Here is a 25,218-nt window from a genome sequence, read left to right as displayed (position 1 = left end):
ATATCTGTTGTTGGTAATAGATTTTTATCTATTACTGATGACAGATTTTTTGTTTATCATTAGAATAAAAAAGCGGACATCTCCCGTCCGTTAACTTGCTCCCACCACAGAATTAAGTCAAGAAAGGAAATGCCCTATGTCAAATGATACTACGAAAATGTTGTTAGGAATAGATGATGAACACTTAATAATTGAGGAAGGACAAGTGGGTGATGATGGAGTGATTCGATTGGTGGGGTCCCTAAACTACACCCCCAAGGCATGCCGCAATTGTGGGATTATCAATGATCACCAAATTATTGGCTATGGTTGGCGGAAGACCACCATTAGATTCGCAAAAACATTGGGCAGCACCGTTATCCTGTGTCTCAATCGGCGAAACTTTCACTGTAAGGCTTGTCATACCAATTTCCTGGCGCAGACGAATGCGGTGCCGAAACACTGCACGATTTCAAATACGACCCGCAAACAATGCTTAGAAAAACTGACCGAACCGGTTTCGCTCAAACACATTGCCGATGAGTTATCCACTTCGGATTCATTCGTTGGTCGGCAGCTCTTGCGCGCTGAACGGGACTTTCAAACCAACTGGCACTATTTACCAAAAGTTCTCCTCATGGACGAAGTTAAAAGCACTAAGAGCGCCACCGACGCGATGAGCTTTGAATTTATGGATGCGGAAACCCACGAATTGATCGACCTGTTACCCTTTAGGACCATCTATCAGCTTCAAAAGTATTTCCAGCATTACGACCAGGCTGCGCGAGAAAATGTGAAAATTATCGTCACCGATATGAACTATACCTATCCCAAATTGGTGGGGCAGATCTTTCCGAACGCCATCGTTGTCATCGATCCGTTCCACTTGGTTAACGCTTTAAATCGAGCTTTTAATAAGACGCGGGTGCGCCTCATGAAAACCCTGGCGACTTCCTCACGCGAGTATCACGCCCTAAAACGCTATTGGAAACTATTATTAACGCCGGAAAATCACCTCAACTACGAAGCTTTCCGTAAGTGGACAAACTTCCCTTATCCAGCGACTGCCACTGATGTGGTTGATGCTTTATTGGACATTGATCCCGAGCTCAAGCAAACTTACAACGTGATGAATCGGTTACGTGAAACCATCAAAAACCGTGATTGGCCCAACTATAATCAAGTATTCCATCACTTAGAGGGCTGCTCGGAAGAGATGTTGGCAACCCTCCAGACCCTAGCGACTCATCATGATGAAATTGGCAATACCTTTACTCACCATTACACCAACGGGCCCTTAGAAGGTTCAAACAACAAGATTAAAGTCATTAAACGCACTGGATTTGGTTACCGAAACTTCTTCAGATTCCGGCTAAGAGTGCTGTTCGCTTTTCGAGTTCATACAAAAAGAGCTCTAATCACCAAGTGATTAGAACTCCAATATTTTGTTCACCAACAACAGTTGACGAAGAACCTTAATTCATTTGGATCAATATTATATTTATTTAGTAAAATCAACAACCATTCGGCCAACAATCTTATTGGCCTTCATTTCATCGATAATGTCATTGACCTCATCAAGTCGACGAGTTTGTACGATTGGCTTTACTTTGCCTTCAGCGCCGAACTGGAATGTTTCAGCGAGGTCCTGTCTGGTACCAACCAGTGAACCGGCAACTTGAATGCCATCGAGAACCGTCTTATCGATGTTAAGTGCCATATCACCCTTAGGAAGGGCAACAGCAACCAACTTGCCATCTGGACGCAAAGCGTTAACAGATGTAGTGAAGGCCTCAGTTGTAACGGCAGTAATTTGAGCATTGTGCACGCCGCCAACCTTCTTTTGAATTTGATCGGCAACATCTGGATCATGACGGTTGATGGTGATATCTGCACCGTTGTCCTTAGCTGCTTGAAGTTTTTGCTCGTTACCATCAACGGCTACCACATGGGCACCAAAGACGTTATGGGCATATTGAACAGCGAGGTTACCCAAGCCACCACAACCAACGACTTCAACCCATTGGCCGGGACGAGTGTCGCCAACTTTGAGTGCCTTATACATCGTAACGCCGGCACAGGTTAATGAAGTCGCTTCGATTGGATCAAGTCCTTCTGGTACTTTAACGGCGTAGTCTGCAGGGACAATGACTTGTTCAGCCATAGCACCATCAACTGTGTAGCCGGAATTTTGAACGTTACGGCAGAGTGTCTCACGGCCAGTGATACAGTACTCACAGTGACCACAGCCTCTGTAGAACCAAGCGATTGAAACACGGTCGCCAATCTTTAAGTTAGTGACATCGTCGGCAACTTGAATGACTTTTCCGACACCTTCGTGACCGATGATTCGGCCAGGAACCTTACCAAAGTCACCTTCAGCAACGTGTAAATCTGTGTGACATAATCCACAATATTCAACTTGAACTAAGGCTTCACCTTGGTGAATGGGGCGTAAAGTAACATCTTTAATATCAACATATCCATCAACTGGGTCTCTTACAACAGCAGCTTTCATAGGGTTAATCATCCTTTTTGTAATATATTTTCAAACAAGTTCATTATAAACGTCCCCTTGGGCATTATCAAGTGAATTTCTACACAAAATTAGTTTAAATGAAAAATATTTCCAAGCAATTTTAGCCGTTTTTCTAAGTTTTATTAAAGTAAAAGACTAAAACTCTCATAATTATGGTAAAATGAGAGTTATGTTAAAAGGTTTCTACGTTACTAATAAACAAATTAAGATATTTTATGGGAGAGCTGATCATTTATGAGTCGAATTTTGATTATTGAAGACGAAAAGAACTTAGCACGTTTCGTCGAACTGGAGTTAAAGCACGAAGGCTACGATACCCAAGTTGAGCTTAACGGCAGAACTGGTTTGCAGGCTGCATTGGATGAGAACTTCGATGTCATTTTGCTTGATTTGATGTTGCCTGAATTGAACGGAATGGAAGTTGCCCGCCGCCTACGTGAAAAGAAGAACACACCAATTATCATGATGACCGCGCGGGACTCTGTTATTGACCGAGTTTCGGGCTTTGATCATGGCGCTGATGATTACATTGTCAAACCCTTTGCGATTGAGGAACTCTTAGCTCGAATCCGGGCTTTGCTTCGCCGAATTCAAATCGAAAATGATCAACAAAAGAACAACAAGAAATCAGTTACGTTCAAAGACTTAACCATTGAAAAGGAAAGTCGAATTGTTCGTCGTGGCGATGAAGTGATTAACCTCACAAAGCGTGAATATGAATTGTTGCTGACTTTGATGGAAAACGTTGACGTTGTCCTGGCTCGAGATGTTCTGCTTACCAAAGTATGGGGCTATGATTCCGAAGTTGAAACCAACGTGGTCGATGTTTATATCAGATATCTCCGAAACAAGATTGATCGTCCAGGTGAGAACAGTTATATTCAAACAGTTAGAGGTACGGGGTACGTGATGCGGTCATGAACCAACCCAACACAAAACCAAAGAGAAGAAAGACATCGCTAAAATGGAAGTGGGCTTTTTTTACGTCCATTGGTGTTTTAGCGATTGTTGTTATTTTCTCATGCTTAATTTTTAATCGATTTACCAACGTCTTATTTCAACAGGAACGTTCGCACATTGACAATACCTTGAGTACCGTTTCTTCAAGGTTGACCAATTATGCCTCACCATTGACCAAAAGCGATGTGGGACACTATTTGAAGCCAAAGATCACCGACAGTAACGATCAGGTGACACAAGCCGATGGCAACGATTTGTATTCCAATTCGTTGATCGTTAATTTTTCCCGCGATAATATTTTAGTCAATGTCTACAGTGTCAATGGCAAGGAATTATTTGAATCACGGAAGAGTACGGCCAAGTTTTATTCTGCCAGCAAGCGGAAAATTTTTACCACCAGACATAATGGCCATCAAATTCTGGTTGGCTCAGAACCGCTGCTTTCAAAGAAGAATGGCTCATTGATTGGGTACGCACAGGTCACTGACCAATTGGACAATTACCGAGCGACGGCTAACAAGCTGCTGGTTATCTTAATTATTCTGGTGCTGATTTCCGTTCTTTTGACGATGATTTTTGCCTATATTCTAGCTCAGGAATTATTGCGGCCAATTAATGATATTCAAAAAACGATTAATGAAGTTAAAAGCGATCCCGACTCAGATGCACGGGTACCGGCCTTTCGATCCAACGATGAATTAACCGACTTGGCTCAGCTGTTGAACGGCATGTTGGATCAAACTCAGCGCTATATTGACCAGCAGCAGCAATTCGTGGAGGACGTTTCCCATGAGTTACGGACACCGGTTGCCGTTATTCAGGGTCATATTGATATGCTGCTGCGGTGGGGGAAAGATGATCCCGAAGTCTTGGAAGAATCTTTGAAAGCTTCACTGCAGGAAACCAATCGAATGAAGAGTCTGGTTTCTGAAATGTTAGATCTTTCCCGTGCCGAACAGATTGAAATTAATTACGGCGAAGAAATTACTGATGTCAATCAAGTGTTTGAACAGGTTTATAATGATTTCAAAATGATTCATCCAGATTTTACCTTTACGTTTGATGATGACACCGATCACGACGTTTACGTTAAGATTTATCGGAATCATCTCGAACAAGTATTGGTGATTCTTTTGGATAATGCCATTAAATATTCAACCAAGCGAAAAGAAGTCCACCTGTCATTGTCTACATCGATGGCCATGGTTAACATTGCCGTTCAGGACTTTGGTGAGGGGATTTCTGAAGAGGATAAGCAAAAGGTCTTCAACCGCTTCTATCGGGTCGATAAAGCCCGCAGTCGTGACAAAGGCGGTAACGGACTGGGACTTTCAATTGCCCACAGGCTGATCGAAGCTTACCATGGTAACATTTCGATTGAAAGTTCACTTGGTTCCGGTTCGATTTTCCAAATCAATCTGCCAATCTTGCAGCATCTGCCAAGCGAAGAAGAGATGGAGAAAAAGACTTCATCAACCTCCAAAGAACAATCAAAAGATTCAGGACTCCCAGAAGGAATCTTGGATACTTCCAAACATGATGATCGTCCTTTAAATGACGATGAACATCATGAAAAATAAGTTTAAATAGGCGTCACATCCGTTGCAAACTGCAATGAATGTGACGCCTTTTTAATGGGTAAGAGTCATTATGACTAATTAAGTTTTCCGAGTTCCCTACGAACTTCTGGTGCCTCGGCTTTGCTGCTGGTAAAAATAATCCGATCATTTAGCTTTAACGATGTGCCACCGGTTGGCCGGATAAACCGCTTGTCACGGTAAATTTGGGTAATGGTAACTTTGTCGATAAATGGAATGTTGCGGACCTGAATGTCAGCATACAGCCGGTTTCTCAGGGCAACTTCGTAGACACTGGAATCTGTGGACGTCATTAAGCGCATTGTTGATGGCGCTTCGATCAACGCTCTTAACATGCTGATATTAACATCTGGGGTATTATAAAGCTCCACTCCCAGTCGATCCAACTCATCTCTGCGATCGTCTAAAATATTGCGGTCTTCGAATCGGACGATTACCCGCCGGACACCATATTGCTTGGCGATTTTCGCCAATTCATAATTCTTTTCGGAATTAATCTGACCAAACACCACGACATCAGCATCAAAAACACCGTTTTTAATCATGACCTCCGGTTCCAAACTGTCCAGCCGATGGATGGTCGTTTCACTGTTGAAGGCCCGATAATTGTGCTGGTTGTTGGTATACATGGTCACATCATACCAGCCCTTGGCTAATTGTTGCGCTACAGGAACAGTCGTCAAATTGGTGCCGATAAAGTGCACGGTCGTTTTTTTGAGATCCTCGGCTTCTGATGAATACAGCTTATTAAAAATCAGTGGCCCAAAGACACAAGTGATGACGGCTGACAGCAAGAATGCACCTGACTGTTGGCTGGTAATTCTGTGTAAGTGGCTGGCTACCTGCAGCACTGCCAAGACAACGGTAATGGTGGTGGCAGTCATCGCAGTTCCAGCAACTGCGTTTAAGTTCTTGAAGCGCAATTTTAAAGCACTGAATACCAAGCTCTTTGCCAAAACGTAGCCGACAAAAATCACGGGAATCAACACCAGCGTTTGTGGATTCGTAATTAATTCTTTTAAGTTCAAATTAACGCCACTCATGATGAAGAAAATTGGGATGAAGAAGCCATACCCAATTGAGTCCAAACGAACTTTGGTTTCTTCATGCGGTTCAAGTAATTTGATGACGATTCCGGCAAGAAATGCACCAAGGATTCCCTCAGCGCCAACCGATTCAGCGACGGTTACCAGGGCCACGATGATAAAAAATGAAAGCCGAATATCCAGCTGGGTGGTCGACTTGTTGATCCGATCAAAGAAGCGGAAAAAGGCTTTGAACCGCCAGAACAAGAGCGCAGCTGCAACCAGAATCAACAAGATCAGCCATAAGGATTTGGAATGGGGACTGTAGGCTGAAGCGTAAAAAGTCAACCCAACCATCGGGACAACTTCTCCCAGGGCGGCGATTAAGAGGATTGCCTGACCGAACGGCTTGCTAAGCAGCTCCTTTTCTTTTAACCCGGCAATGACAATGCCGAGTGAAATCGTCATGAACAGAATCGCGGCCAGCCAAATATCGGTGAACAAGCCGCTGAGTTGAAGCAGATAAGCGATCACAAATGACATGCCGACTATTGAGGCGTAAGCGATTGTAGCCACTTGTAATACTGAGTACTTCGGCTGATCATGCTGGCTTTTCTTCTCGAGCGGTGAAAGAGTGGTGGGCTTCTTTTTAAAGAGGCTGAAATCAATCTCCATCCCGCTTAAGAACAACAGGAAGATGACCCCGACATTTTGGAGAATCTCCAAGGTTTCCGAGTTGGTGATCCAGTTGAACAGTGACGGTCCCAGCAGGATACCAACAATAATTTCAACAACCGCTGTTGGTAGAAAGGTGATTTTAAAACGGGCCATTGCCAATGGGATGACAAGGGCCGCCAGGAGAATGATCAATAGCGAAATTTGATTCATAAACGAAAACAACTCTTTTCCTGAAAAATATACATGAATATCCTACCATTCTTATCCTGAGTTTGGGTGTCATATCACTCAAAATCTTGCAGAAATAAAAAAATCACACCAAAAGATGTGATTGAGTGTGATTATTTATGATGTCTTTGTTGTTTACCAGCGTTTCGAGGACGCTTAGCCGCTGGTTTTTCAGCTTGCTTATCCACCGTCTTTTTGGTTGGCTGAGCAGCTGGACGAGCCTGAGGCTGATGCCCGGATTGCTGCTTGCCGGTATTTCGTTGACGATTTCTTTGGTGAATATCGGAACCGGTCGATTTTGTCCCACTGGTACTCGGCGTTGGATCCGGCATCAGATCCTCAACCGTCACTGCTTTTTTGCCTTCATTTTCTTTGGCGATCCGCTTTCGAATTCTTGGTCGGTACATATTGATGATCAACGTCTGCAAACATGCGAATAGGCCGCCAATGAAGAAGTAAATTCCCAGACCGGCTGGGGCACTCAGCGTGAACACCAGGATCATGATTGGACTGAGCAGCATCATGGCGCCCATTTGCTTCTTTTGCGCTGCAGGGGTGCCCAGCATGGCAATGTAGCCCTGTAGTAGATAGGAAGCAAATGACAAAACGGCTAACAGCCAACTTGATTGGCCGAGTCGAATGCCCATGAAAACTGTGTGAGACAGCTCTGGCGAGTAACGGATTGCGGCGTACAAAGCAGTAAAGATCGGCATCTGAATCAATAATGGTAAACAACCGATCCCACCGGTCATCGAAATGCCGTTTTGTTTGTACAATGCCATCATTGCTTGGCTGGCAGCGGTCTGTTCTTCAGGGGTACTGGCTGCTTTTTGACGCTTCTGTAATTCAGCCATTTGTGGTCTAATCAACTGCATTTTTTCCTGTTGAATAGTTGAAGCCTTCATCTGGCGAACCATGATTGGCAAGAGGAATAGGCGAACAACCACGGTCAGGACGATGATGGCCCAGCCGTAACTACCGACAAATTGGGCAATCCATTCCATAATTGCCTGAGCAGGGCGGGCCAGATAGTCATAGACGGCTCCGTAAGGCTTACCGGACTTGGTTGTTCGGACACAGCCACTCAAAAGAAGGGCCATGCCGGAAAGCAATCCCAGCGTGGTGAGGTGTTTAAATTTTTTCATGAGTAAGACCTTTCTTAAGTTAGTACGTAAACAAAACAATCTTACTAGATTATTGCCTGCTTTTCAATTTAATATTTCACATTAAACCCTTTATTTACCCTTTTCGCGATATAATTGACTTGGAGACTTTTGACTTTGGCAAATGGGGTTGGTGAATTTTTGATTTTTTGGATAAATTGCGCCAGACTTTCACTTTCGCCGCTTGCAAGAATTGAAACGCTGCCGTCGATTTCATTTTTGACCCAGCCGGAAATATTGAGGCTTTCTGCCAGCTGGATGGTTGACCATCTAAAGCCAACGCCTTGGACTCGGCCGGAAGCGTTCATTTTGACTGTTTGAATTTTGTCGTTCAAATGATCACCACCTACAATTAATAATGAAAGAGGGATATTTTATGGATATTGAAAGAATTACATCGAATCAGAATAACCGGGTAAAAGAATGGACCAAGATGCAGTCCAAGAAGGGACGGGTTAAGTCCGGCGAATACGTTATTGAAGGCTGGCACATTGTTGATGAAGCGATTCGCCATCGCCAGACCATCAAACAACTGATGGTTGTCGACGAAAGCTATTTGGGCGATCTGCCGGTTGACGATGATACCGAAATTTTCTTAATCACACCAGAAATTGCCAAACATATCTCGTCCACAGAGACGCCCCAGGGTGTGTTTGCTGTGCTCAATACCGAGGACTACCATGAACAGATTCCCGATGACTTAAAGGGTGCCTGGCTGTTATTGGATAACATTCAAGACCCGGGCAATATTGGCACCATGGTCCGAACAGCGGATGCGGCGGGCTTAAACGGCATTGTCTTTGGCAAGGGATCGGCTGATCTTTATAACCCGAAAGTTGTCCGGTCAATGCAGGGCAGCCAATTTCACATGAAGCTGTTTACCGGAGATATCTTGGAATGGATGGCAGCCTTTAAAGAAGCTGGCGTTAAGACTTATGGCACCGAATTAAATGATCAGGCCATTTCCTACTATGATATAACACCTACCAAGCAATTTGCACTGATTATGGGAAATGAAGGTAATGGGGTTGACCCAAAGATTTTGGAAAAGACCGATCAAAACCTTTACATTCCAATGAATGGTGAGGCGGAATCGCTAAATGTTGCCGTAGCGACCGGCATATTACTTTTCAAGTTTGTTAAATAACGGTCGTTTTCATTGATATTTGGGGCGATACCATGTATCATATTTGTAAATAAAGACAAAGGGGTATTACATGCAAAAGGATGAATGGAAAAACGATTCCGAGTATCGTGAAATAGTTTCTGACCTGATGGCGACTGACATGGTTAAGAAATTGGCTAACTATACTCAGCACCATCACTCAACTCGACTTGAACATTCAATTGCTGTTTCTTTTGACAGTTATAAGATTGCCAAAAGAAGGGGCTTAGATTATCGTGCCGTTGCGCGTGCTGGTCTGCTGCATGATCTGTTTTTCTATGACTGGAGAACCACCAAGTTTGATTTGGGTTCTCACGCATTTATTCACCCACGGGTCGCCCTGCGGAATGCCGAACGGATCACCAAGTTATCCCCAATGGAAAAAGATATTATTCTTAAGCACATGTGGGGATTAACTTTGGCACGGCCCAAGTACGAAGAAAGTGTCATCGTCTCCTTAGTCGATGACTACGAAGCTGTTCACGAATTCGTGAGTCCACTTAAATCAAAGTTTGAAACGTTAAAGAAGCAAGTTAAGCGAACAACTGCTGTTAAATAGCGGTTGTCCGATGAGAGGGGGGAATTTATATGCGACAAGTAGTTGGTCTGCAAGATGCCATTAATTATTATTTGTGTCCCAAGTTCGAGAAGACATTTTCATTCCTTGGAAAAAAATGGAATGGCTTAATCATTGACGTCCTCCTTCAGGAAGGTGTTTTGAGATTCAGGGAGATTGCCCGACAAATCCCCAAGTGCAGCGATCGTGTACTGGTAGAGCGCCTGCGCGAACTGGAAGACGATGGTGTCGTTGTCAGAACCGAACACGATGATTCATCTTTAATTGAGTATTCATTGACTGAACAAGGCAAAGAATTAGCTCCAATCATGCATGAAATTCATACATGGTCAGAAAAATGGTATCCAAGCGTTGAAAAGTAGCTTGACCATTTTTTTGTTTTAGCTTATTATTCACTAATGTAAAGCGTTTGAGAAAAAAGTAGTAGGTTGATAACCTATCTGAGAGACTTCGTGGTTGGTGAGAACGAAGTAGGAAATCTTCACGAATTCATTTTTCGAGCTGAAATTGGGCGTTATTTAACAAAAAATTTCCGGTTAATCACCGTTAGCGATGTCTTAAGTGTGTTGTCTTTTGACAGCAAATTAGGGTGGTACCGCGTTGCTTCGTCCCTTATCGGGCGGAGTTTTTTTGTGTTTAAAATTTGAACTGGAGGGATACTATGTCACTGCGAGATCAATTGACAGAGATCAAAGAAAAAGGGCTTGCTGATATTCAGCAAACCAGTGATTTAAAAACATTAAATGAAATTCGAGTGCATTTACTCGGCAAAAAGGGCCCGATTACCGCTGCGTTGCGGGGAATCAAAGAATTAACCCCTGAAGAACGGCCGGAAGTCGGCAGTTATGCCAATAAGATTCGGGATGCCATCACCGAAGCCGTTTCTGATCATCGTGAAAAATTGGAAGATGCTGCCCTCAATGCACAACTTGCAGCTGAAAAGATTGATGTGACAATGCCTGGAAGGCCGGTCGCACAAGGCCAGCCGCACGTGATTCAACAAATCATTGACCAAATTGTCGATTTGTTTTTGGGGATGGGCTATGAAGTCCTTTCCGGTCCAGAAGTTGAAGAAGATAAGTACAACTTTGAAATGATGAACTTACCGAAGAATCATCCAGCCCGGGATATGCAGGATACATTCTACATAAGTAAGGAAATCCTAATGCGAACCCAAACTTCACCAATGCAAGCACGGGCACTGGAGAAACATGATTTTTCAAAGGGACCGCTGAAGATGATCTCACCTGGAATCGTTTACCGTCGGGATACTGATGATCCAACGCATTCTCATCAATTCCACCAAGTTGAAGGGCTGTTTATCGATGAACACGTCACTATGGCCGATTTGAAAGGTACTTTGATCACGATGGCCCAAAATATTTTTGGTGATAAATTCGATATTCGTCTTCGTCCAAGTTATTTCCCATTTACGGAACCGTCTGTGGAGGTTGACGTCACTTGCTTTAACTGCATGGGTAAGGGTTGTGATGTCTGCAAACACACTGGTTGGATTGAGGTTTTAGGTGCCGGAATGGTTCATCCAAATGTTTTGGACATGGCCGGTGTTGACTCCAAGAAGTATGGTGGTTTTGCCTTCGGAGTCGGTCCGGATCGTTTCGCAATGCTTAAATATGGTGTTGACGATATCCGTGATTTCTATTTGGATGACGTTCGCTTCTTAAATCAATTCAGTAAGAGGGGTAATTAGAGAATGAAAGTTTCATATAAATGGCTCAAACAATATTTAGATCTGAATATGCCCGCTAAAGATCTGGCTGAAAAGATCGAACGAACAGCGGTTGAGGTGGATTCTGTCACCGTTGCCGAAGACGGCTTGAAAAAGCTTGTTGTCGGCCACATTTTATCAATGACCAAACATCCGGAATCGGACCACCTCCACGTTTGCCAAGTGGATGTCGGAGAAGACGAACCCTTACAAATTGTGTGTGGGGCTCCAAATGTGGACGTTGACCAAAAAGTTATCGTGGCGCTGCCCAACTCACGAATTGGTGGCAACGTTAAAATCAAGCGTTCCAAGATGCGCGGAATTGAATCATCCGGCATGATCTGTGCCTTGGATGAAATTGGGTTCAGCAAAGACGTCATCCCTAAGGAATGGGCCGACGGTATTTACGTTTTTGATGACGATGTGCCTGTTGGTGAACCAATTTACAAGTACTTGGGAATGGATGATCCCATTATTGACCTTGATGTCACTCCCAATCGTGGTGATATGTTAAGCATTTTGGGCACTGTTCACGACCTGGCTGCAATCTATAACCAGCAACCAGAAATTAAAAAACCAGTGGTTGATGAAGACAGTTCATTGGATGCCAATCAAGAAATTCAGGCAAAAGCTGACGATCAACTTGCCAAAACCTACAAGCTGCGGGTTGTTGAAGGAGTCAAAATTGCGCCGAGTCCTTCTTGGCTGCAGATTGTTCTTTGGAACGCCGGCATCCGACCGATCAACAATGTCGTCGACGTTACCAACTATATTTTGCTCAAGTACGGTCAGCCATTGCATTCATTTGATAAAGATAAAATTAACGGTAACGTCAATGTTCGCCTGGCTCAAAAGGGTGAAAAATTAACCACGCTTGATGAGGATGAACACGAGCTTTCCGCAGACGATATTGTGATTGCCGATGACGACAAACCGATTGCCCTAGCTGGTGTCATGGGGGGCTTCAACACCCAAATCGATGACAATACCAGCAACGTGGTGATTGAATCCGCGATTTTTGATTCCTTCAAGATTCGTAAGACTGCCCAACGGCATAATTTGCACTCTGAGGCCTCCCAACGCTTCGAACGGGGAATTAATCCAGACGGTGTCCAAGATGCTGTTGACGAAGCTGTCAGCATGATTAAGCAGCTTGCTGGAGGCAAGATCGCCAAAGGCACGGTGACTGCCAGTGAATATCATCCTAAACTGCCAACGATTTATATTACCGCTGAACGAACCAATCATGTTCTTGGAACTTCATTAACCACCGCAGAAATTAAAAGTATTTTTGATCGGCTTGGCTTTTCAAGCGAAGCCCACGATGACGGTTTAAATGTGACCATCCCGGCTCGTCGTTGGGATATTTTCCGCGATGCTGACTTGTATGAAGAAGTTGCCAGAATTTACGGTTATGATAATCTCCCGGCAACGCTGCCGACCGGACGGCAAAGTATTGGTGTTTTGACGCCGATTCAAAAACTGCAGCGCGCTTCCAGAACTGCCTTGGAAGGCTTGGGCCTGACTCAGGCGATCTCTTATTCTTTGACTACTGCTGAAAAAGCAAAAATGTTTTTGATGCGTGATAGTCAAGAAACGAAGCTGCTCTGGCCAATGACCCAGGATCATGCGGTGCTGAGAATGAACATGTTGTCAGGATTACTTGATGACGTTGCCTATAACCATGCCCACAAAGTTGACGATGTGGCCCTTTACGAGTCTGGACGGGTCTTTTACAAAGATAGTGCGGACCAAATTCGGCCTGAAGAAGTTGAACACATTGCCGGAGTTGTCACGGGCAATTTCACTGATCCTCTGTGGAATAACCATGTCAAGCCGGTCGACTTTTTCCAGTTAAAAGGCATTGTTAACCAGTTCTTGGTTAATTTGGGCGTCAAAGGTGACATTGAGTACACTGCCACTGATCAATATCCTGAAATGCATCCGGGAAGGACAGCCAACATTTCGATCCACGGCCATTACGTCGGTTTCTTGGGCCAAATCCATCCACGAATTGCCAAGCAGTTCAAAATCAAGGAAACTTATGGATTTGAACTCAATATGCAGGAGTTGATTGATTTGCCAAAAGATGACAACCAATACCAAGCTATCTCCAAATATCCATCAATCAAACGGGATATTTCATTAGTTGTGGATCAGGATGTTACCAACAGTCAAATTTTGGCGGTTATGAATAAACGTGGTGGTGCCTTCTTGAACGATGTGCGTTTATTCGATGTCTATGAAGGTGACAATGTTCCCGACGGCAAGAAATCAATGGCTTACTCCCTGACTTATGTGGATCCCCGCGAAACCCTGAAGGACGAAGTGGTCAACACCGCCTTTGAAAAGATTAAAAAACGGTTAACAGCTGATTTAAATGCAGAAATTAGATAATTTGGAAACTATAATTAAATTGAACAGATAGGAGGAGCTTCTCATGAGCGATGACTCAAGTCGACGAAACCCCAAACCCAATAAAAGCCTCGGGCGAAGAATTATTATTTCTGTCATTACCTTACTGGTTATTTTAGCTGCAACAATCGGGCTGATGGGCTACCGGTATTTTCAAGATGCCTTAAAGCCACTGAACCCACAGAACACTAACGTCACTCAGGTTCACATTCCGCTTGGCGCTTCGAACAAGCAAATTGGTTCGATCCTGCAAAATAAAAAAATTGTTAAAAGTGGCATGGTCTTTGATTACTATGTCAAATCCAACAACATGGCCAACTTTAGAGCTGGGTATTATCAACTAAAACCCTCGATGAGCCTCAAAACAATTGCCAAACGGCTTCAACGCGGCGGGACTGATCAACCGATCCAAAGCACCAAGGGGAAAGTTTTGATTCGAGAAGGCGCCAACATTGACCAAATTGCGACCCAGATTTCAGTGACAACTGATTTCGATCGTGGAGATTTCTTGAAATTAATGAAGAACCAGACATACCTTGAACAACTGGCTAGTCGTTATCCGAAGCTGCTTAATCCGGCGATGAAAGCCAAAAACGTTCGCTACCGTCTTGAAGGCTATTTGTATCCTGCAACTTATGAGGTGGAAAAGAATACGTCGCTGAAGTCACTGGTTAACCAAATGGTTGCCAAGACCAATCAGATGGTTTCGCCGCACTTTGCCGCCATTAAAAAATCCGGGATGAACATGCAGCAGTTCATGACCTTGTCGTCATTGATTGAACGGGAAGGTGTCAACCAGACCGATCGACGGAAGATGGCTGGGGTATTGTTGAATCGGATCGATATCAACATGCCATTACAATCAGACGTCGCGGTTTTGTATGCCATTCACCGAAATAACAAAGTTTTGACGAACAAGGATCTGCAGAGTGATTCGCCATACAATCTTTATAAGTATACCGGATTTGGTCCGGGACCATTTGACAGCCCAAGCATTAGTTCAATGAGTGCTGTCCTGCATCCTTTGGATCGTTCAAAGAACTATCTGTACTTCGTTGCCAATACCAAGACGAAAAAAGTATATTACTCAAAGACGTATGCTGAACATCAGCAGCAAATTGCAGCGCATACTTCCGATAACAACTAATTGAGAGGGCATCTATTTACATGGTAAATCACAAAACACGGCCAGTCGTTATTGGTATTACCGGAGGATCCGGTAGTGGCAAGACCACGGTTGCACGCAAGATTTTTGACCAATTATCCAATTATTCGATCACGATCATTCAACAGGATTCATATTATAATGACCAAGCTGACATGAAGATGGACGATCGCAAAAAGGTGAATTATGATCACCCGATGGCATTTGATTTTGATCTGTTGATTGAGCAGCTCAAGCAACTGTTGCAATATGAACCGATTGAAAAACCGGTCTATGACTATGGTCAATTTACCCGCAGTCAGCAGACCATTCACCAAGAACCGCGCGAAGTTATCATCTTGGAAGGAATTTTAATCCTTGACGATAAGCGATTACGTGATTTAATGGATATTAAAGTATTTGTTGACACAGACAATGACATTCGGTTAATTCGGCGAATTGAACGGGATACCAAAGAACGTGGTCGTTCACTGGATAACATTATTCATCAGTATTTGATGACGGTTAAGCCAATGTATCACCAGTTTGTCGAGCCAACCAAACGTTACGCAGATTTGATCGTCCCCGAAGGTGGGGAGAACCAAGTCGCGATTGATTTGCTGACAACCAAAATGCGTTCCATTTTGATGCGGCGTGGCAACAAAGAAATTAAAAATAACCTTGATTCAACAATATAAAGATAAAAAGGGGAAATTACCAAATGGCTGAAGACACATATCCAATGACTGCCGATGGTCGCGATAAACTCAAGGCAGAATTAGAAGACTTGAAAGTAAACCAACGACCAAAAGTGGTTGAACGTATCAAAATTGCAAGAAGTTATGGGGACTTATCTGAGAACTCAGAGTATGAGTCTGCTAAAGATGAACAAAGTATGCTTGAAAGTCGAATTACAACGATTGAGCACATGCTTCAATATGCCCAAATCATTGATTCAAATGATAGTGACAAGGATGAGGTGACGGTTGGTAAGAAAGTGACCTTCCAAGAACTGCCTGATGAAGATCCCGAAACGTATCAAATTGTCGGGGCGGCCGAAGCTGATCCAATGTCAGGTAAAATTTCCAATGATTCACCAATTGCCAAGGGGCTCATTGGTCACCGTCTCAATGAAGAAGTTAATATTCCCATTCCGGCCGGAACCATGAAAGTTAAAATCACTAAGGTTGAATAGAGCAACTTGCATATTACAAATAACCTAGTATGTGAAAAGAGCTAACTGTGAGCATCTTTGCTCAACGGTTAGTTCTTTTTTGATAAGTTAAATTAAGCCCGCAATCGTCACGTTTTGAAAGGTGAAGAGCCCCTTGATGAACAATGTCAGTGTCTAATCGGCTTGCATATCGTTTGTGAAATACCTTAATGATGTTATAATCGATTGTAAGCGAATACAAACACAGATTTTAGGAGTGTGGCATAATAATGAAAATTGATGTAACTGATTCCGCAAGCAAATGGTTCCAATCTGAAATGGGGTTAAGCCAAGGCAATGGTGTGCGCTTCTATGGAAAGGTTTATGGGAAGACTCCCGTCCATGAAGGCTTCTCGTTAGCGTTAACCCGCGATGATCATCCAGGTGAGACTTATACCAAAACTGAAAAGGACGGAATTACTTATTTCGTTGACGAGGATGATCGCTGGTTCTTTGTCGGCTTTGATTTGAAAGTCGATTTTAATCCAGAAAAAGATCCTGAAAATGTTGTATACACGTACACACCTAATGGGGATCTTGATAAATAAACGTAACCAACCAAAAAGGGATGGAAGCCAAAATGGTTTTCATCCCTTTAATCATGCAATTTATTTGGTATTTGTTGGTGTCTCAGTGTGCTTGGCTTTTTGTTTCTTACGATGTTTTAACGTTGCCTCGGTGCCGATAAATGCTAAGCCAAAAGCAGTGATTAGTAGGCCGACTCTCAGCCCTTCAGGCCAGTAAGTAAAGACAACCTTATGGTGACCCTTGTTGATTGGGATATACAGGAACATCTTTGCCCAGCGTTTTGGTTTAACTGATTTACCATCAACCTTAGCAGTCCAGCCATTCTCAAATGGAATGGTCGTGGTCAATGCTTGATTGTTGGACTTGACGTCCACCGTTCCGGTTAACTGATGGTGGTTCCACTTCGTAACTTTATACGGCTTGGCGTTTAAGTCCTTAGAGAACTGAGCAATCTTTGAATTATGCACTTTGTACAATTTCACGTCTTGTAAGAGGGCGTTATTCTTGTTGACAAAGATTTGAACATTTGCAGTGGTATTGATGCTGGTACCTGTGGCAATGTTAGCAATGATGGTTTTTTCAGATGGTGTAAATTGAGTCTGCGCTTGACCATCAACCGAAATTGAAATGTTGCCTTTATTGATTTCGGTTCCCAACGTCATGTAGTAAGACGTGTTCTTCTCAATTGGGACAGAGAAAATGATGTAGGACATTTCCAAGAGGTTCTTTTTCTTCAAGACAGCATTATCTAATTGAGAAATCGGTTGAATGTTGTTATACCGCATGTCAGTGTAGGTTGCTGGTTCAAACAAGTTCTTGATGTTTGGATCCAGACGATGGGCAATTTGGTTTTGGTAAGTGATCGGGCTCTTGGCGATTGAATTATGTTCCATTCCGGATTTAGGCGCCAGGAAACCAATCGGGACCGCATACGGATTCCGGTAGGTACCAATCAAGGCGTCCTGTGACAACAAGGTGTAATTGTTGTAATCTGGTTTTCTTGTCAAAGTAGTCAACAGCTGCTTCTTTGGTTTCTTGTTCGGATTAGCTTCCGGAATCTGGTGGCTCATGTAATACTTCATGTTCAACAATGAATCAGTAAACATGGTTCCGTTTGAGTAAAGGACAAATGAATCCCCATTTGGCTGACCGATATTTTTGAAGAATTGAGACGTATCGGATTCTAGGGTTGACGAGAAGATTGAGCCGCCATTGTAATTACCAGTGAAAGCGTCATTCTTGGTCCGCGAGAAAGTGGTTCCCAATCGATAGAATCCCTTATCTTTTTGCTTAATCTTATTGACATGTTTGCGCATCACCCGCTCAAACTGGGTGTAATTGCTGGCCTTCAAATAATCAAGATGATTCAGTGAGGTGACCATGTTAAGGGCCATTTCACCACTCATCAGCACGGCCAAGGTCATCGCCAGAACAATGTTTCTGCGATAAATGCCTAAGAAGACAACGATCCCAAGGGAAACGACCAAATAAACACAGCCCCAGAGAAAGTCGAAGTGGCGCATGTATTCGAGATGCTTCCAGCGGAGTTCGACGTAAAGAACGCCCAAAGCCATGATACCGGCAGTGACCAGATAACCTTTCCAGTTGATGCCTTCATCCAAGATATGCAGAAAGGCTTGAAAGGCGGTCAGAATCATCCAAAACGAGAAGAGGTAGGAGAAACGGAAAGTGTACCAAACCGGCAGCTGCATACCGTGCCAGAACAGATCCAGTGGTTGGAAACACATTGATAGAATCATAAATGCTGTCAACGAAAGATTGGCAATTTTGACGTTTCGTTTGATGGTTGGAATAAAGAAGTAGTAAACAAATAGGATCAAAACGACACTGGCGACAAAGACGTTGGCTGTTCCGGCAGGCAGTTCATTGAAATTAACTGATCCATTAAAGAACTTGCCCAACATGTCCAGTGGGTTATATTCAAACTTGATTTTGTATTGGCCCTTTGAATATTGGGTTTTGCTTCCCAGAAGCGAGAAAAAGGTCGGCAGCAGCAGCCAGGCAGCTAAAATACCGCTCAGAATTGACGCCTTAAGCCATTTGAGAACGGCTTTGGTCGATGTTTGGTTTTCCACCGGCAATGCCTTGGCAGCCCAGTAAATGAACATGAAGAGGGTTAAAAAGATGGCGATCATGTAACTCATGTAGTAATTCATAATCAACATGGCCGTTAAACTGATGATGTAGATGGCACTCGACTGATTTTTCAAGATCTTGAAGAGCCCATAGAAAATCATTGGCAAAACGAACAACACATCTGTCCAAAGCATGTTGAATTGGTTGGCAACCATCCAGCCCATCATCGCATACGAAGCAGAGAAACCAATGATTGACCAGCCAACGTGTTTGGTAACTTTCATCAAGAAATAGCCAAAACTTAAACCAGCCAGACCATACTTGATAATCGTGATGATGCCCAAGACACTGGGTAATTTAGAAAGTGGGAAAAGCAACATAATCAAGTTCAGCGGGCTCATTAAGTAGTAAGCCCAAGTTCCCATCATGTCGCCTCCAAGAGCCTTTGAAAATGAAAAGAAAAAGCCGCTTGGACTATGTAGGAGGGTGTCGTGGAAATTGGTATAAAAGTCAATATACTGTTGGCCCAGGTCAACGGTCATGACTGACGAGCCGCCAAACGGAGCAAAGTGGCGGAAAATAAAGTAACTGGTGGAAATTAGCACCGGTACCAAAAAGCACAGCACTAATATGGAAATTTTCGTTGTCTTCTTTGAATTCATAATCTACATCCTTTTTAAAAGTGATTAACAACATATAGAATATCATAATAAGTTAAAGATTGACTACCGGTTGTAGTTTTTAGTTGGAAAATTTGATAGAATAAGTTTCATGGCAAGGAGTTAATATCGTGAAAATTTTTAAAAAGCGCACCAAGAAAACGAACAAAGCAAAGGCTGTTTCACTGCCTTTTCGAATTAATATTATTTTTATTATTGTCGGAATTTTATTTGTCGCATTACTGACCCAGTTGGCCTATTTACAGGTGATGTACGGTTCTAAATTTAAAGCCGAAGTGAACCGTTCGGATACCTCAGTGGTCAACGGGAATGTTCAGCGGGGAATGATTTTTGATTCAACCGGACACGTTTTAGTCGGCAATTCCGCGCACCAAGCAATTATCTATACCAAGGGCGTGAATGTGTTGTCCTCGGACATGTACAAGACCGCCAACCGATTAGCCCAATATGTGACCGTTCCTACCGGCAGTTTAACCAAGCGCCAGCTGGCTGATTACTATTTGGCAAACACAGATAATCTAGCCAAAGTCGAAAAGTCAATCCCTGGGATTTCCGGTTATTCTGAGGATGCCAAATACGACAAGGCTGTCAATAAGGTTGAAAGTTATCCAAATGCCACTTTTTCATCAGCACTCAAAAATGCTGCAACCATATTCGCCAAGATGAGTGGTGCCTACCAATTATCCACCGTTAATATTAAGGATGACAACGTCTCCACCAAAGAAGTTGCCATGGTGGGGGAACATCTGGCCGATATGCCTGGGGTTAATGTTGGAACCAGTTGGAGTCGTAATTATCCAAATGGCCGTTCAATTCAGGGAATCACCGGAACTGTCTCGAATGAAAAGAGCGGTCTGCCAAGTGATCGGGTCAATGAATTATTGGCACAAGGCTACTCACGAAACGACAGTGTCGGTCAAAGTTATCTGGAGCGCCAGTATGAACCGGTTCTTCGGGGAACCAAATCCCAGACCCAAATCATTTTGAATAGCGATAATCAGATCAAAAAGGAAATTAAGAAATATGGCGGTCAAAAAGGTGACAACCTTCAATTGACAATCAATGCCAAATTCCAAAAGCAGCTCCAATCCTTAGTCCGTTCTGCCGAGTCCGGTGCCGGTGGTAATTCAACCGGAACTTATGCGGTCGTCATGAATCCGAATAACGGTGCCATCATCGGAATGGCGGGGGTTGACCGCAATCCGAAGACATCCAAGATCACTGATAATATTTTAGGAACCATTAACAGCTCAATTGTTATGGGTTCTGTTGTCAAGGGTGCGATGGTTTCCGGTGCATTGATGGATCATGTCATTACACCAACCAACAGTACCTTAACCGATCAGCCAATTACGACCGGTGGTGTTAAAAAGTCGTCTTGGTTCAACCACAACGGTCATGCAAATATTGCTGTTGATGCCAGTGATGCGCTGCAAGTTTCTTCCAACTCTTATATGATGCAGTTAGCGATGAAAGAAGGCCACTTCAACTATGTTGAAGGTGGCGCATTAACCATGAGTCCCAACGTCTTCAACACGATGCGCGGTTACTTCAACCAATTTGGCTTGGGGGTCAAGACTGGGATTGATATCCCTGGTGAATCTACCGGGTTACAGGGTGCCAGCGGCTATAAGCACATTGGAAGTGCCTTGGATCTTTCATTTGGTAACTACGACGCCTACACAACGATGCAGGTTGCTCAGTACATGTCTACCATTGCCAACGGTGGTAATCGAATTGAACCGCATGTCGTTCAAGCAATTCGCGGCACCAGCCAAGATGGTAAATTAGGAACGGTTAAAGCGACAGTGATGCCAAAGGTGCTCAATCATATTGATATGACTCAAGCGCAACGAAACGTGGTCACAACCGGCTTGTATCGGGTGGTTCATGGAACCAACACCTACAAGACCGGTGGGATGTTGGATTCCATCAAACCGGAAATTTCTGCCAAAACTGGAACTGCTCAGACATTTTATAATGGTAACGAAACAGTTACCCTGAGTTTAGCTTCATATGCGCCATCGACTCATCCACAGGTGGTGGTTGCTTTGGCAATGCCTAACCTGGGGGTTAACGCTGAAAGTAATAACATGGCGCTGGCCAAACAAATCTACTCTGCTTACTGGAAGACGGTCCAATCAACTTCGACTGTTAAGTAAAAACACTTAACATTTATCGATTTTGTCCTAGTAATTTATCAGGATTGATGATAAAATATTTTAAGTTGAGGCTATTAGACTAGCTACTCTATAAAAGTTTGGAGGTCGTATTCCATGCGAGTACACATTACAATGGAATGTACTGAATGCCACGAACGTACTTACTTGTCCAGCAAGAACCGTCGAAACAATCCCGACCGTTTGGAGCTTAAAAAGTATTGCCCACGCGAGCGTAAAGTTACATTACATCGAGAAACCAAATAAGGCTTGGGTAAATACCCAAACCTTTTTTATATACAACAGAGTCTGTCAATTAGATTTGACTGAAGAATCAGGTGAGGTAAATGGCCAAAAGTAACCAATTAAAAGCCGCCCTGCGAGATCAGCAGATCGCTCGGCTTCATGACTTTTTACAAGATCCACAAGAAAAACCGGAAATTCAACGCTTGTATCAGCAGTTATTCGCTGAGCCACACTTTGCGAATAGTGAGACGCTGGGGATCACCCTCAGTATGGATGATGAGCTTGATACCCAGCCAATTATTCACTGGGCGTTAACCCATGATAAACAAGTAGCAGTTCCCCGAACACTTCCGCACCGCCAGATGACCTTTGTGCTGCTGGAACCTGATACGGTACTCAGTGAGACCAAATTTGGCACGATTGAGCCCGTTGGCGGTCAAGTGCTGGCAAAAAGCCAGCTGGATGTTTTACTGGTACCGGGATTGGCATTTTCTAAAAATCACTTTCGAGTTGGGTTTGGCGGCGGCTTTTACGATCGCTTTTTGAAGGGCTTTACCGGCACAAGTATCGCTTTGGTGACGCCGGTTCAACTATTTGACGAACCCGTCTGGAACGTGGAAGATTTTGACGTTAAAGTCGACAAACTCATTTACTAAACGGATAACAGGAGGGGTTCATGAGTAATTTACGAAATCAGCCTTATATCACATATGGACTATTAATCATCATGGTAGTGGTTTTTGCGATCATGTCAGTAATGGGCGGAACTGAAAACCCCGTCACCTTGGTCGAATTCGGCGCTAAATACAACCCACTCATCCGTGCCGGCGAGTATTGGCGATTGATCACGCCAATGTTTATTCACATTGGCTTCACCCATATCTTAATGAACGGCATCACCTTATACTTTATCGGCCAGTATGTTGAGCAATTGTTTGGACACTGGCGGTTTGCGGTTATCTTCTTTGTTTCCGGCATCATGGGCAACCTGGGCAGTTTTGCTTTTACCGACAGCTTGTCTGCCGGTGCCAGTACTGCGATCTTTGGACTGTTTGGTGCTTTTATGATGCTGGGGGAAAGTTTTTCCAAAAACCCGGCAATTGTTTCGATGGCCAAAACATTCCTGTTGTTTATTATCCTAAATATCGGAACCGATATTTTTGTTTCCGGCATTGATATTGCTGGGCATCTGGGGGGACTGGTTGGTGGATTCCTTGTGGCGTACGTGACGGGCGTCGGTTTTTCCAAGACCAGCCAAACCAAACGAATTATTTCGGCAATTATGCTGGTTGTAATCGCTTTCGTTTTGTTTACAATAGGTATGCGGGCAAAATTTTAAATTTTTTGAAAATGAAAGAAATTTACATGAGGATGTGAGATAATGAAAACGCTGTATGATGTTCAGCAGCTGCTGAAAAAATTCGATATTTATGTATATGTCGGCAAACGACTTTGGGACATTGAAGTCATGGCGTTGGAGTTGGACCATCTCCATGATGCCAAGCTGATCAGTCATGATGAGTTTATTCATGCCAAACTGATTTTAACGCGGGAACATCGAATTGAAGAAAAACAAGAAAGTAGGGGAAAATACATTGGCTAAGAAATTAATCGGAATTGATTTGGGTGGAACGACAGTTAAATTTGCATTCATTGATACAAAAGGAAACGTCCTGACGAAGTGGCGAATCCCAACCAACATTAGTGAACACGGCAGTCACATTGTGCCTGACATGATCAAATCAATTAGTGATCAAATGAGAAAAGACGACTATAACGCAAGTGATTTTTATGGTATCGGCATGGGAACTCCCGGTGCTGTGAACCGCGAAAAGGGAACAGTTGTTGGAGCATATAACTTGAACTGGGATATCGTGCAACCGGTTGGAGCAACCATTTCAGCCAATCTCAATTTACCAATTCTGATCGACAACGATGCGAATAGCGCCGCTCTCGGTGAATATTGGAAAGGTGCCGGCGACAAGGCAAAAGATGTTGTCTTCATTACTTTAGGAACTGGCGTTGGTGGTGGTGTTATCGCCAATGGCAAGCTGGTTCATGGTATTAACGGTGGTGCCGGGGAAGTCGGTCATATCACGGTTGTCCCTAATGGATATCAATGTACCTGTGGAAAGCGTGGCTGTTTGGAACAATACGCTTCAGCAACCGGGGTTGTCCATATTGCTAAAGATATGGCCAAGAAGTTTACCGGCCATTCACGGATTAAAGAATTGATTGATGGCGACGAAGATTTGTCATCGAAGATGGTCTTCTTCCTAGCTGATAACGGTGATATCTTGGCGAACCAAATTGTTGATCGGGTCTGCTCATACTTGGGATTGGCACTTTCACACATTGGTAACACGTTGAACCCGGAAAACATCATTATTGGAGGCGGTGTTTCCAACGCCGGTAACACCTTGCTTCAACCAACGACTCGTTATTTCCAAGAGAACGCCTTTCCTTCTGTTCGTGACTCAACACGGTTGAAGTTGGCTCAACTCGGGAATGATGCCGGAATTATTGGTGCCGCATCATTAGCCTTGCAATTTAGAAATAATCAACCATTTGGAACTAAATAATCAAATTATTTGAGAGAAAGAGGGATGTTTTTGTTGATAATCGGTGCAATCACCGCCAATCTGGTGACAACCATCATTTTGATCGTTATTTTACTTGCATGGGGTGGCTATACCATTTTTCAAAATATGCGTGTTAAACAGGTTGCAACGTATTTGAAAAATGATGAGTTTCAAAAAGGCATGAGAAAAGCTCAGGTCATTGACTTGCGAGAACAAAAAAGTTTTAAAGATGGTCATGTTTTAGGTGCTCGCAACATGCCTTACTCAACCATCAAAAACTTTTACAGTCAGCTTCGTCCAGACTTGCCGGTTTATATGTATGATCAAGGCAAAACGATCAGCAAACGAGCCGCACTCTTTTTAAGCAAAAAGGGTTATAAAGATCTTTATATCTTAAAAAGTGGTTATCAAGGTTGGAATGGTAAGGAAAAAAAGAGTAATTATTGATAAAATAGGACTATGAACAAAGCAGTCGTTTTGTTCATAGTCCTATTTTTATAATCGATATTAGTG

Annotated in this window: 24 protein-coding genes and 1 other annotated feature; of the genes, 19 read left to right on the top strand and 5 right to left on the bottom strand. The window is 43.4% G+C overall.

Annotation, left to right across the window (positions count from 1 at the left end; all coding sequences use genetic code 11):
• Nucleotides 1–136 precede the first annotated feature (136 nt).
• The gene (locus KE627_RS00290) at nt 137–1,408 is read left to right on the top strand and encodes an ISL3 family transposase (protein ID WP_035181568.1); all 1,272 of its coding nucleotides are present in this window, start codon (nt 137–139) and stop codon (nt 1,406–1,408) included.
• Nucleotides 1,409–1,480: 72 nt separating this feature from the next.
• Here KE627_RS00290 and adhP read toward each other — a convergent pair whose 3' ends face one another.
• Nucleotides 1,481–2,497, bottom strand: a complete 1,017-nt coding sequence (adhP, locus tag KE627_RS00285) for an alcohol dehydrogenase AdhP (protein WP_013728000.1) — start codon at nt 2,495–2,497, stop codon at nt 1,481–1,483.
• A gap of 255 nt (nt 2,498–2,752) precedes the next feature.
• Between adhP and KE627_RS00280 the strand changes: the two genes are divergently transcribed.
• Both KE627_RS00280 and KE627_RS00275 read left to right on the top strand, forming a co-directional pair.
• Nucleotides 2,753–3,439: a response regulator transcription factor gene (locus tag KE627_RS00280; RefSeq protein WP_013727999.1), complete on the top strand. Its 687-nt coding sequence runs from the start codon at nt 2,753–2,755 to the stop codon at nt 3,437–3,439.
• Nucleotides 3,436–5,058 (top strand): HAMP domain-containing sensor histidine kinase, encoded by a 1,623-nt coding sequence (locus tag KE627_RS00275; protein ID WP_013727998.1) that lies wholly within the window; start codon nt 3,436–3,438, stop codon nt 5,056–5,058. Before KE627_RS00280 ends, KE627_RS00275 begins: the two co-directional genes overlap by 4 nt.
• Nucleotides 5,059–5,132: 74 nt before the next feature.
• Here KE627_RS00275 and KE627_RS00270 read toward each other — a convergent pair whose 3' ends face one another.
• From KE627_RS00270 to KE627_RS00260, 3 genes are all read right to left on the bottom strand, one after another.
• Nucleotides 5,133–6,989, bottom strand: a complete 1,857-nt coding sequence (locus KE627_RS00270; RefSeq protein ID WP_041805662.1) for a cation:proton antiporter family protein — start codon at nt 6,987–6,989, stop codon at nt 5,133–5,135.
• Between the two features lie 131 nt (nt 6,990–7,120).
• Nucleotides 7,121–8,152, bottom strand: coding sequence for a membrane protein insertase YidC (gene yidC / locus KE627_RS00265; protein WP_013727992.1), 1,032 nt, complete (start codon nt 8,150–8,152; stop codon nt 7,121–7,123).
• Between the two features lie 68 nt (nt 8,153–8,220).
• Nucleotides 8,221–8,505: an acylphosphatase gene (locus KE627_RS00260; RefSeq protein WP_056939156.1), complete on the bottom strand. Its 285-nt coding sequence runs from the start codon at nt 8,503–8,505 to the stop codon at nt 8,221–8,223.
• Nucleotides 8,506–8,546: 41 nt separating this feature from the next.
• Between KE627_RS00260 and KE627_RS00255 the strand changes: the two genes are divergently transcribed.
• From KE627_RS00255 to KE627_RS00215, 9 genes are all read left to right on the top strand, one after another.
• The gene (locus tag KE627_RS00255) at nt 8,547–9,317 is read left to right on the top strand and encodes a TrmH family RNA methyltransferase (RefSeq protein ID WP_013727990.1); all 771 of its coding nucleotides are present in this window, start codon (nt 8,547–8,549) and stop codon (nt 9,315–9,317) included.
• Between the two features lie 70 nt (nt 9,318–9,387).
• Entirely contained in the window at nt 9,388–9,894 is a 507-nt protein-coding gene (locus KE627_RS00250; protein WP_013727989.1) for an HD domain-containing protein, read from the top strand.
• Between the two features lie 29 nt (nt 9,895–9,923).
• Entirely contained in the window at nt 9,924–10,274 is a 351-nt protein-coding gene (locus KE627_RS00245) for a winged helix-turn-helix transcriptional regulator (RefSeq protein ID WP_013727988.1), read from the top strand.
• Nucleotides 10,275–10,311: 37 nt separating this feature from the next.
• Nucleotides 10,312–10,528 (top strand) — a binding site (T-box leader).
• Nucleotides 10,529–10,573: 45 nt separating this feature from the next.
• Entirely contained in the window at nt 10,574–11,623 is a 1,050-nt protein-coding gene (gene pheS, locus KE627_RS00240; protein ID WP_013727987.1) for a phenylalanine--tRNA ligase subunit alpha, read from the top strand.
• 3 nt (nt 11,624–11,626) lie between these two features.
• Nucleotides 11,627–14,038 (top strand): phenylalanine--tRNA ligase subunit beta, encoded by a 2,412-nt coding sequence (gene pheT, locus KE627_RS00235; protein ID WP_056939155.1) that lies wholly within the window; start codon nt 11,627–11,629, stop codon nt 14,036–14,038.
• A 43-nt stretch (nt 14,039–14,081) separates the two neighbouring features.
• Complete coding sequence (gene mltG / locus KE627_RS00230) at nt 14,082–15,203, top strand: endolytic transglycosylase MltG (RefSeq protein ID WP_013727985.1); 1,122 nt, start codon at nt 14,082–14,084, stop codon at nt 15,201–15,203.
• 20 nt (nt 15,204–15,223) lie between these two features.
• Nucleotides 15,224–15,898, top strand: coding sequence for a uridine kinase (gene udk / locus KE627_RS00225; protein WP_013727984.1), 675 nt, complete (start codon nt 15,224–15,226; stop codon nt 15,896–15,898).
• A 23-nt stretch (nt 15,899–15,921) separates the two neighbouring features.
• Nucleotides 15,922–16,395 carry a transcription elongation factor GreA gene (gene greA / locus KE627_RS00220; RefSeq protein ID WP_013727983.1) on the top strand — a complete coding sequence of 158 codons (474 nt, stop codon included), beginning with the start codon at nt 15,922–15,924 and terminating at the stop codon, nt 16,393–16,395.
• 248 nt (nt 16,396–16,643) lie between these two features.
• A complete protein-coding gene (locus KE627_RS00215) occupies nt 16,644–16,961 on the top strand; it encodes a HesB/YadR/YfhF family protein (RefSeq protein ID WP_013727982.1) in 318 nt (105 codons plus the stop codon).
• Nucleotides 16,962–17,021: 60 nt separating this feature from the next.
• Here the strand turns inward: KE627_RS00215 and KE627_RS00210 are convergent, their stop codons facing one another.
• Complete coding sequence (locus tag KE627_RS00210) at nt 17,022–19,700, bottom strand: YfhO family protein (RefSeq protein ID WP_056939154.1); 2,679 nt, start codon at nt 19,698–19,700, stop codon at nt 17,022–17,024.
• A 128-nt stretch (nt 19,701–19,828) separates the two neighbouring features.
• Here KE627_RS00210 and KE627_RS00205 point away from each other — a divergent pair, with 128 nt between their 5' ends.
• From KE627_RS00205 to KE627_RS00175, 7 genes are all read left to right on the top strand, one after another.
• Complete coding sequence (locus tag KE627_RS00205) at nt 19,829–21,880, top strand: peptidoglycan D,D-transpeptidase FtsI family protein (RefSeq protein ID WP_013727980.1); 2,052 nt, start codon at nt 19,829–19,831, stop codon at nt 21,878–21,880.
• A 114-nt stretch (nt 21,881–21,994) separates the two neighbouring features.
• A complete protein-coding gene (gene rpmG, locus KE627_RS00200) occupies nt 21,995–22,144 on the top strand; it encodes a 50S ribosomal protein L33 (RefSeq protein WP_013727979.1) in 150 nt (49 codons plus the stop codon).
• Nucleotides 22,145–22,224: 80 nt separating this feature from the next.
• Nucleotides 22,225–22,779 carry a 5-formyltetrahydrofolate cyclo-ligase gene (locus KE627_RS00195; RefSeq protein WP_013727978.1) on the top strand — a complete coding sequence of 185 codons (555 nt, stop codon included), beginning with the start codon at nt 22,225–22,227 and terminating at the stop codon, nt 22,777–22,779.
• 20 nt (nt 22,780–22,799) lie between these two features.
• Nucleotides 22,800–23,462 (top strand): rhomboid family intramembrane serine protease, encoded by a 663-nt coding sequence (locus tag KE627_RS00190; protein ID WP_013727977.1) that lies wholly within the window; start codon nt 22,800–22,802, stop codon nt 23,460–23,462.
• A gap of 42 nt (nt 23,463–23,504) precedes the next feature.
• Nucleotides 23,505–23,726, top strand: a complete 222-nt coding sequence (locus KE627_RS00185; protein WP_013727976.1) for a YqgQ family protein — start codon at nt 23,505–23,507, stop codon at nt 23,724–23,726.
• Complete coding sequence (locus KE627_RS00180; protein ID WP_013727975.1) at nt 23,719–24,705, top strand: ROK family glucokinase; 987 nt, start codon at nt 23,719–23,721, stop codon at nt 24,703–24,705. Before KE627_RS00185 ends, KE627_RS00180 begins: the two co-directional genes overlap by 8 nt.
• A gap of 24 nt (nt 24,706–24,729) precedes the next feature.
• On the top strand, nt 24,730–25,152 hold the full coding sequence (locus KE627_RS00175) for a rhodanese-like domain-containing protein (protein WP_041805658.1): 423 nt from the start codon (nt 24,730–24,732) through the stop codon (nt 25,150–25,152).
• Nucleotides 25,153–25,218: the final 66 nt, after the last annotated feature.

The organism is Lentilactobacillus buchneri, from assembly GCF_018314255.1.
Lineage (GTDB): Bacteria > Bacillota > Bacilli > Lactobacillales > Lactobacillaceae > Lentilactobacillus > Lentilactobacillus buchneri.
Note: the sequence above shows the minus strand (reverse complement) of the source record. Positions and strands in the feature narration are given on the sequence as shown.

What these genes read in the sequence shown, in the direction of transcription:
- KE627_RS00290 (WP_035181568.1), top strand. Translation starts at nt 137, where the DNA reads ATGTCAAATGATACTACGAAAATGTTGTTAGGAATAGATGATGAACAC.
- adhP (WP_013728000.1), bottom strand. Translation starts at nt 2,497, where the DNA reads ATGAAAGCTGCTGTTGTAAGAGACCCAGTTGATGGATATGTTGATATT.
- KE627_RS00280 (WP_013727999.1), top strand. Translation starts at nt 2,753, where the DNA reads ATGAGTCGAATTTTGATTATTGAAGACGAAAAGAACTTAGCACGTTTC.
- KE627_RS00275 (WP_013727998.1), top strand. Translation starts at nt 3,436, where the DNA reads ATGAACCAACCCAACACAAAACCAAAGAGAAGAAAGACATCGCTAAAA.
- KE627_RS00270 (WP_041805662.1), bottom strand. Translation starts at nt 6,989, where the DNA reads ATGAATCAAATTTCGCTATTGATCATTCTCCTGGCGGCCCTTGTCATC.
- yidC (WP_013727992.1), bottom strand. Translation starts at nt 8,152, where the DNA reads ATGAAAAAATTTAAACACCTCACCACGCTGGGATTGCTTTCCGGCATG.
- KE627_RS00255 (WP_013727990.1), top strand. Translation starts at nt 8,547, where the DNA reads ATGGATATTGAAAGAATTACATCGAATCAGAATAACCGGGTAAAAGAA.
- KE627_RS00250 (WP_013727989.1), top strand. Translation starts at nt 9,388, where the DNA reads ATGCAAAAGGATGAATGGAAAAACGATTCCGAGTATCGTGAAATAGTT.
- KE627_RS00245 (WP_013727988.1), top strand. Translation starts at nt 9,924, where the DNA reads ATGCGACAAGTAGTTGGTCTGCAAGATGCCATTAATTATTATTTGTGT.
- pheS (WP_013727987.1), top strand. Translation starts at nt 10,574, where the DNA reads ATGTCACTGCGAGATCAATTGACAGAGATCAAAGAAAAAGGGCTTGCT.
- pheT (WP_056939155.1), top strand. Translation starts at nt 11,627, where the DNA reads ATGAAAGTTTCATATAAATGGCTCAAACAATATTTAGATCTGAATATG.
- mltG (WP_013727985.1), top strand. Translation starts at nt 14,082, where the DNA reads ATGAGCGATGACTCAAGTCGACGAAACCCCAAACCCAATAAAAGCCTC.
- udk (WP_013727984.1), top strand. Translation starts at nt 15,224, where the DNA reads ATGGTAAATCACAAAACACGGCCAGTCGTTATTGGTATTACCGGAGGA.
- greA (WP_013727983.1), top strand. Translation starts at nt 15,922, where the DNA reads ATGGCTGAAGACACATATCCAATGACTGCCGATGGTCGCGATAAACTC.
- KE627_RS00215 (WP_013727982.1), top strand. Translation starts at nt 16,644, where the DNA reads ATGAAAATTGATGTAACTGATTCCGCAAGCAAATGGTTCCAATCTGAA.
- KE627_RS00210 (WP_056939154.1), bottom strand. Translation starts at nt 19,700, where the DNA reads ATGAATTCAAAGAAGACAACGAAAATTTCCATATTAGTGCTGTGCTTT.
- rpmG (WP_013727979.1), top strand. Translation starts at nt 21,995, where the DNA reads ATGCGAGTACACATTACAATGGAATGTACTGAATGCCACGAACGTACT.
- KE627_RS00195 (WP_013727978.1), top strand. Translation starts at nt 22,225, where the DNA reads ATGGCCAAAAGTAACCAATTAAAAGCCGCCCTGCGAGATCAGCAGATC.
- KE627_RS00190 (WP_013727977.1), top strand. Translation starts at nt 22,800, where the DNA reads ATGAGTAATTTACGAAATCAGCCTTATATCACATATGGACTATTAATC.
- KE627_RS00185 (WP_013727976.1), top strand. Translation starts at nt 23,505, where the DNA reads ATGAAAACGCTGTATGATGTTCAGCAGCTGCTGAAAAAATTCGATATT.
- KE627_RS00175 (WP_041805658.1), top strand. Translation starts at nt 24,730, where the DNA reads ATGTTTTTGTTGATAATCGGTGCAATCACCGCCAATCTGGTGACAACC.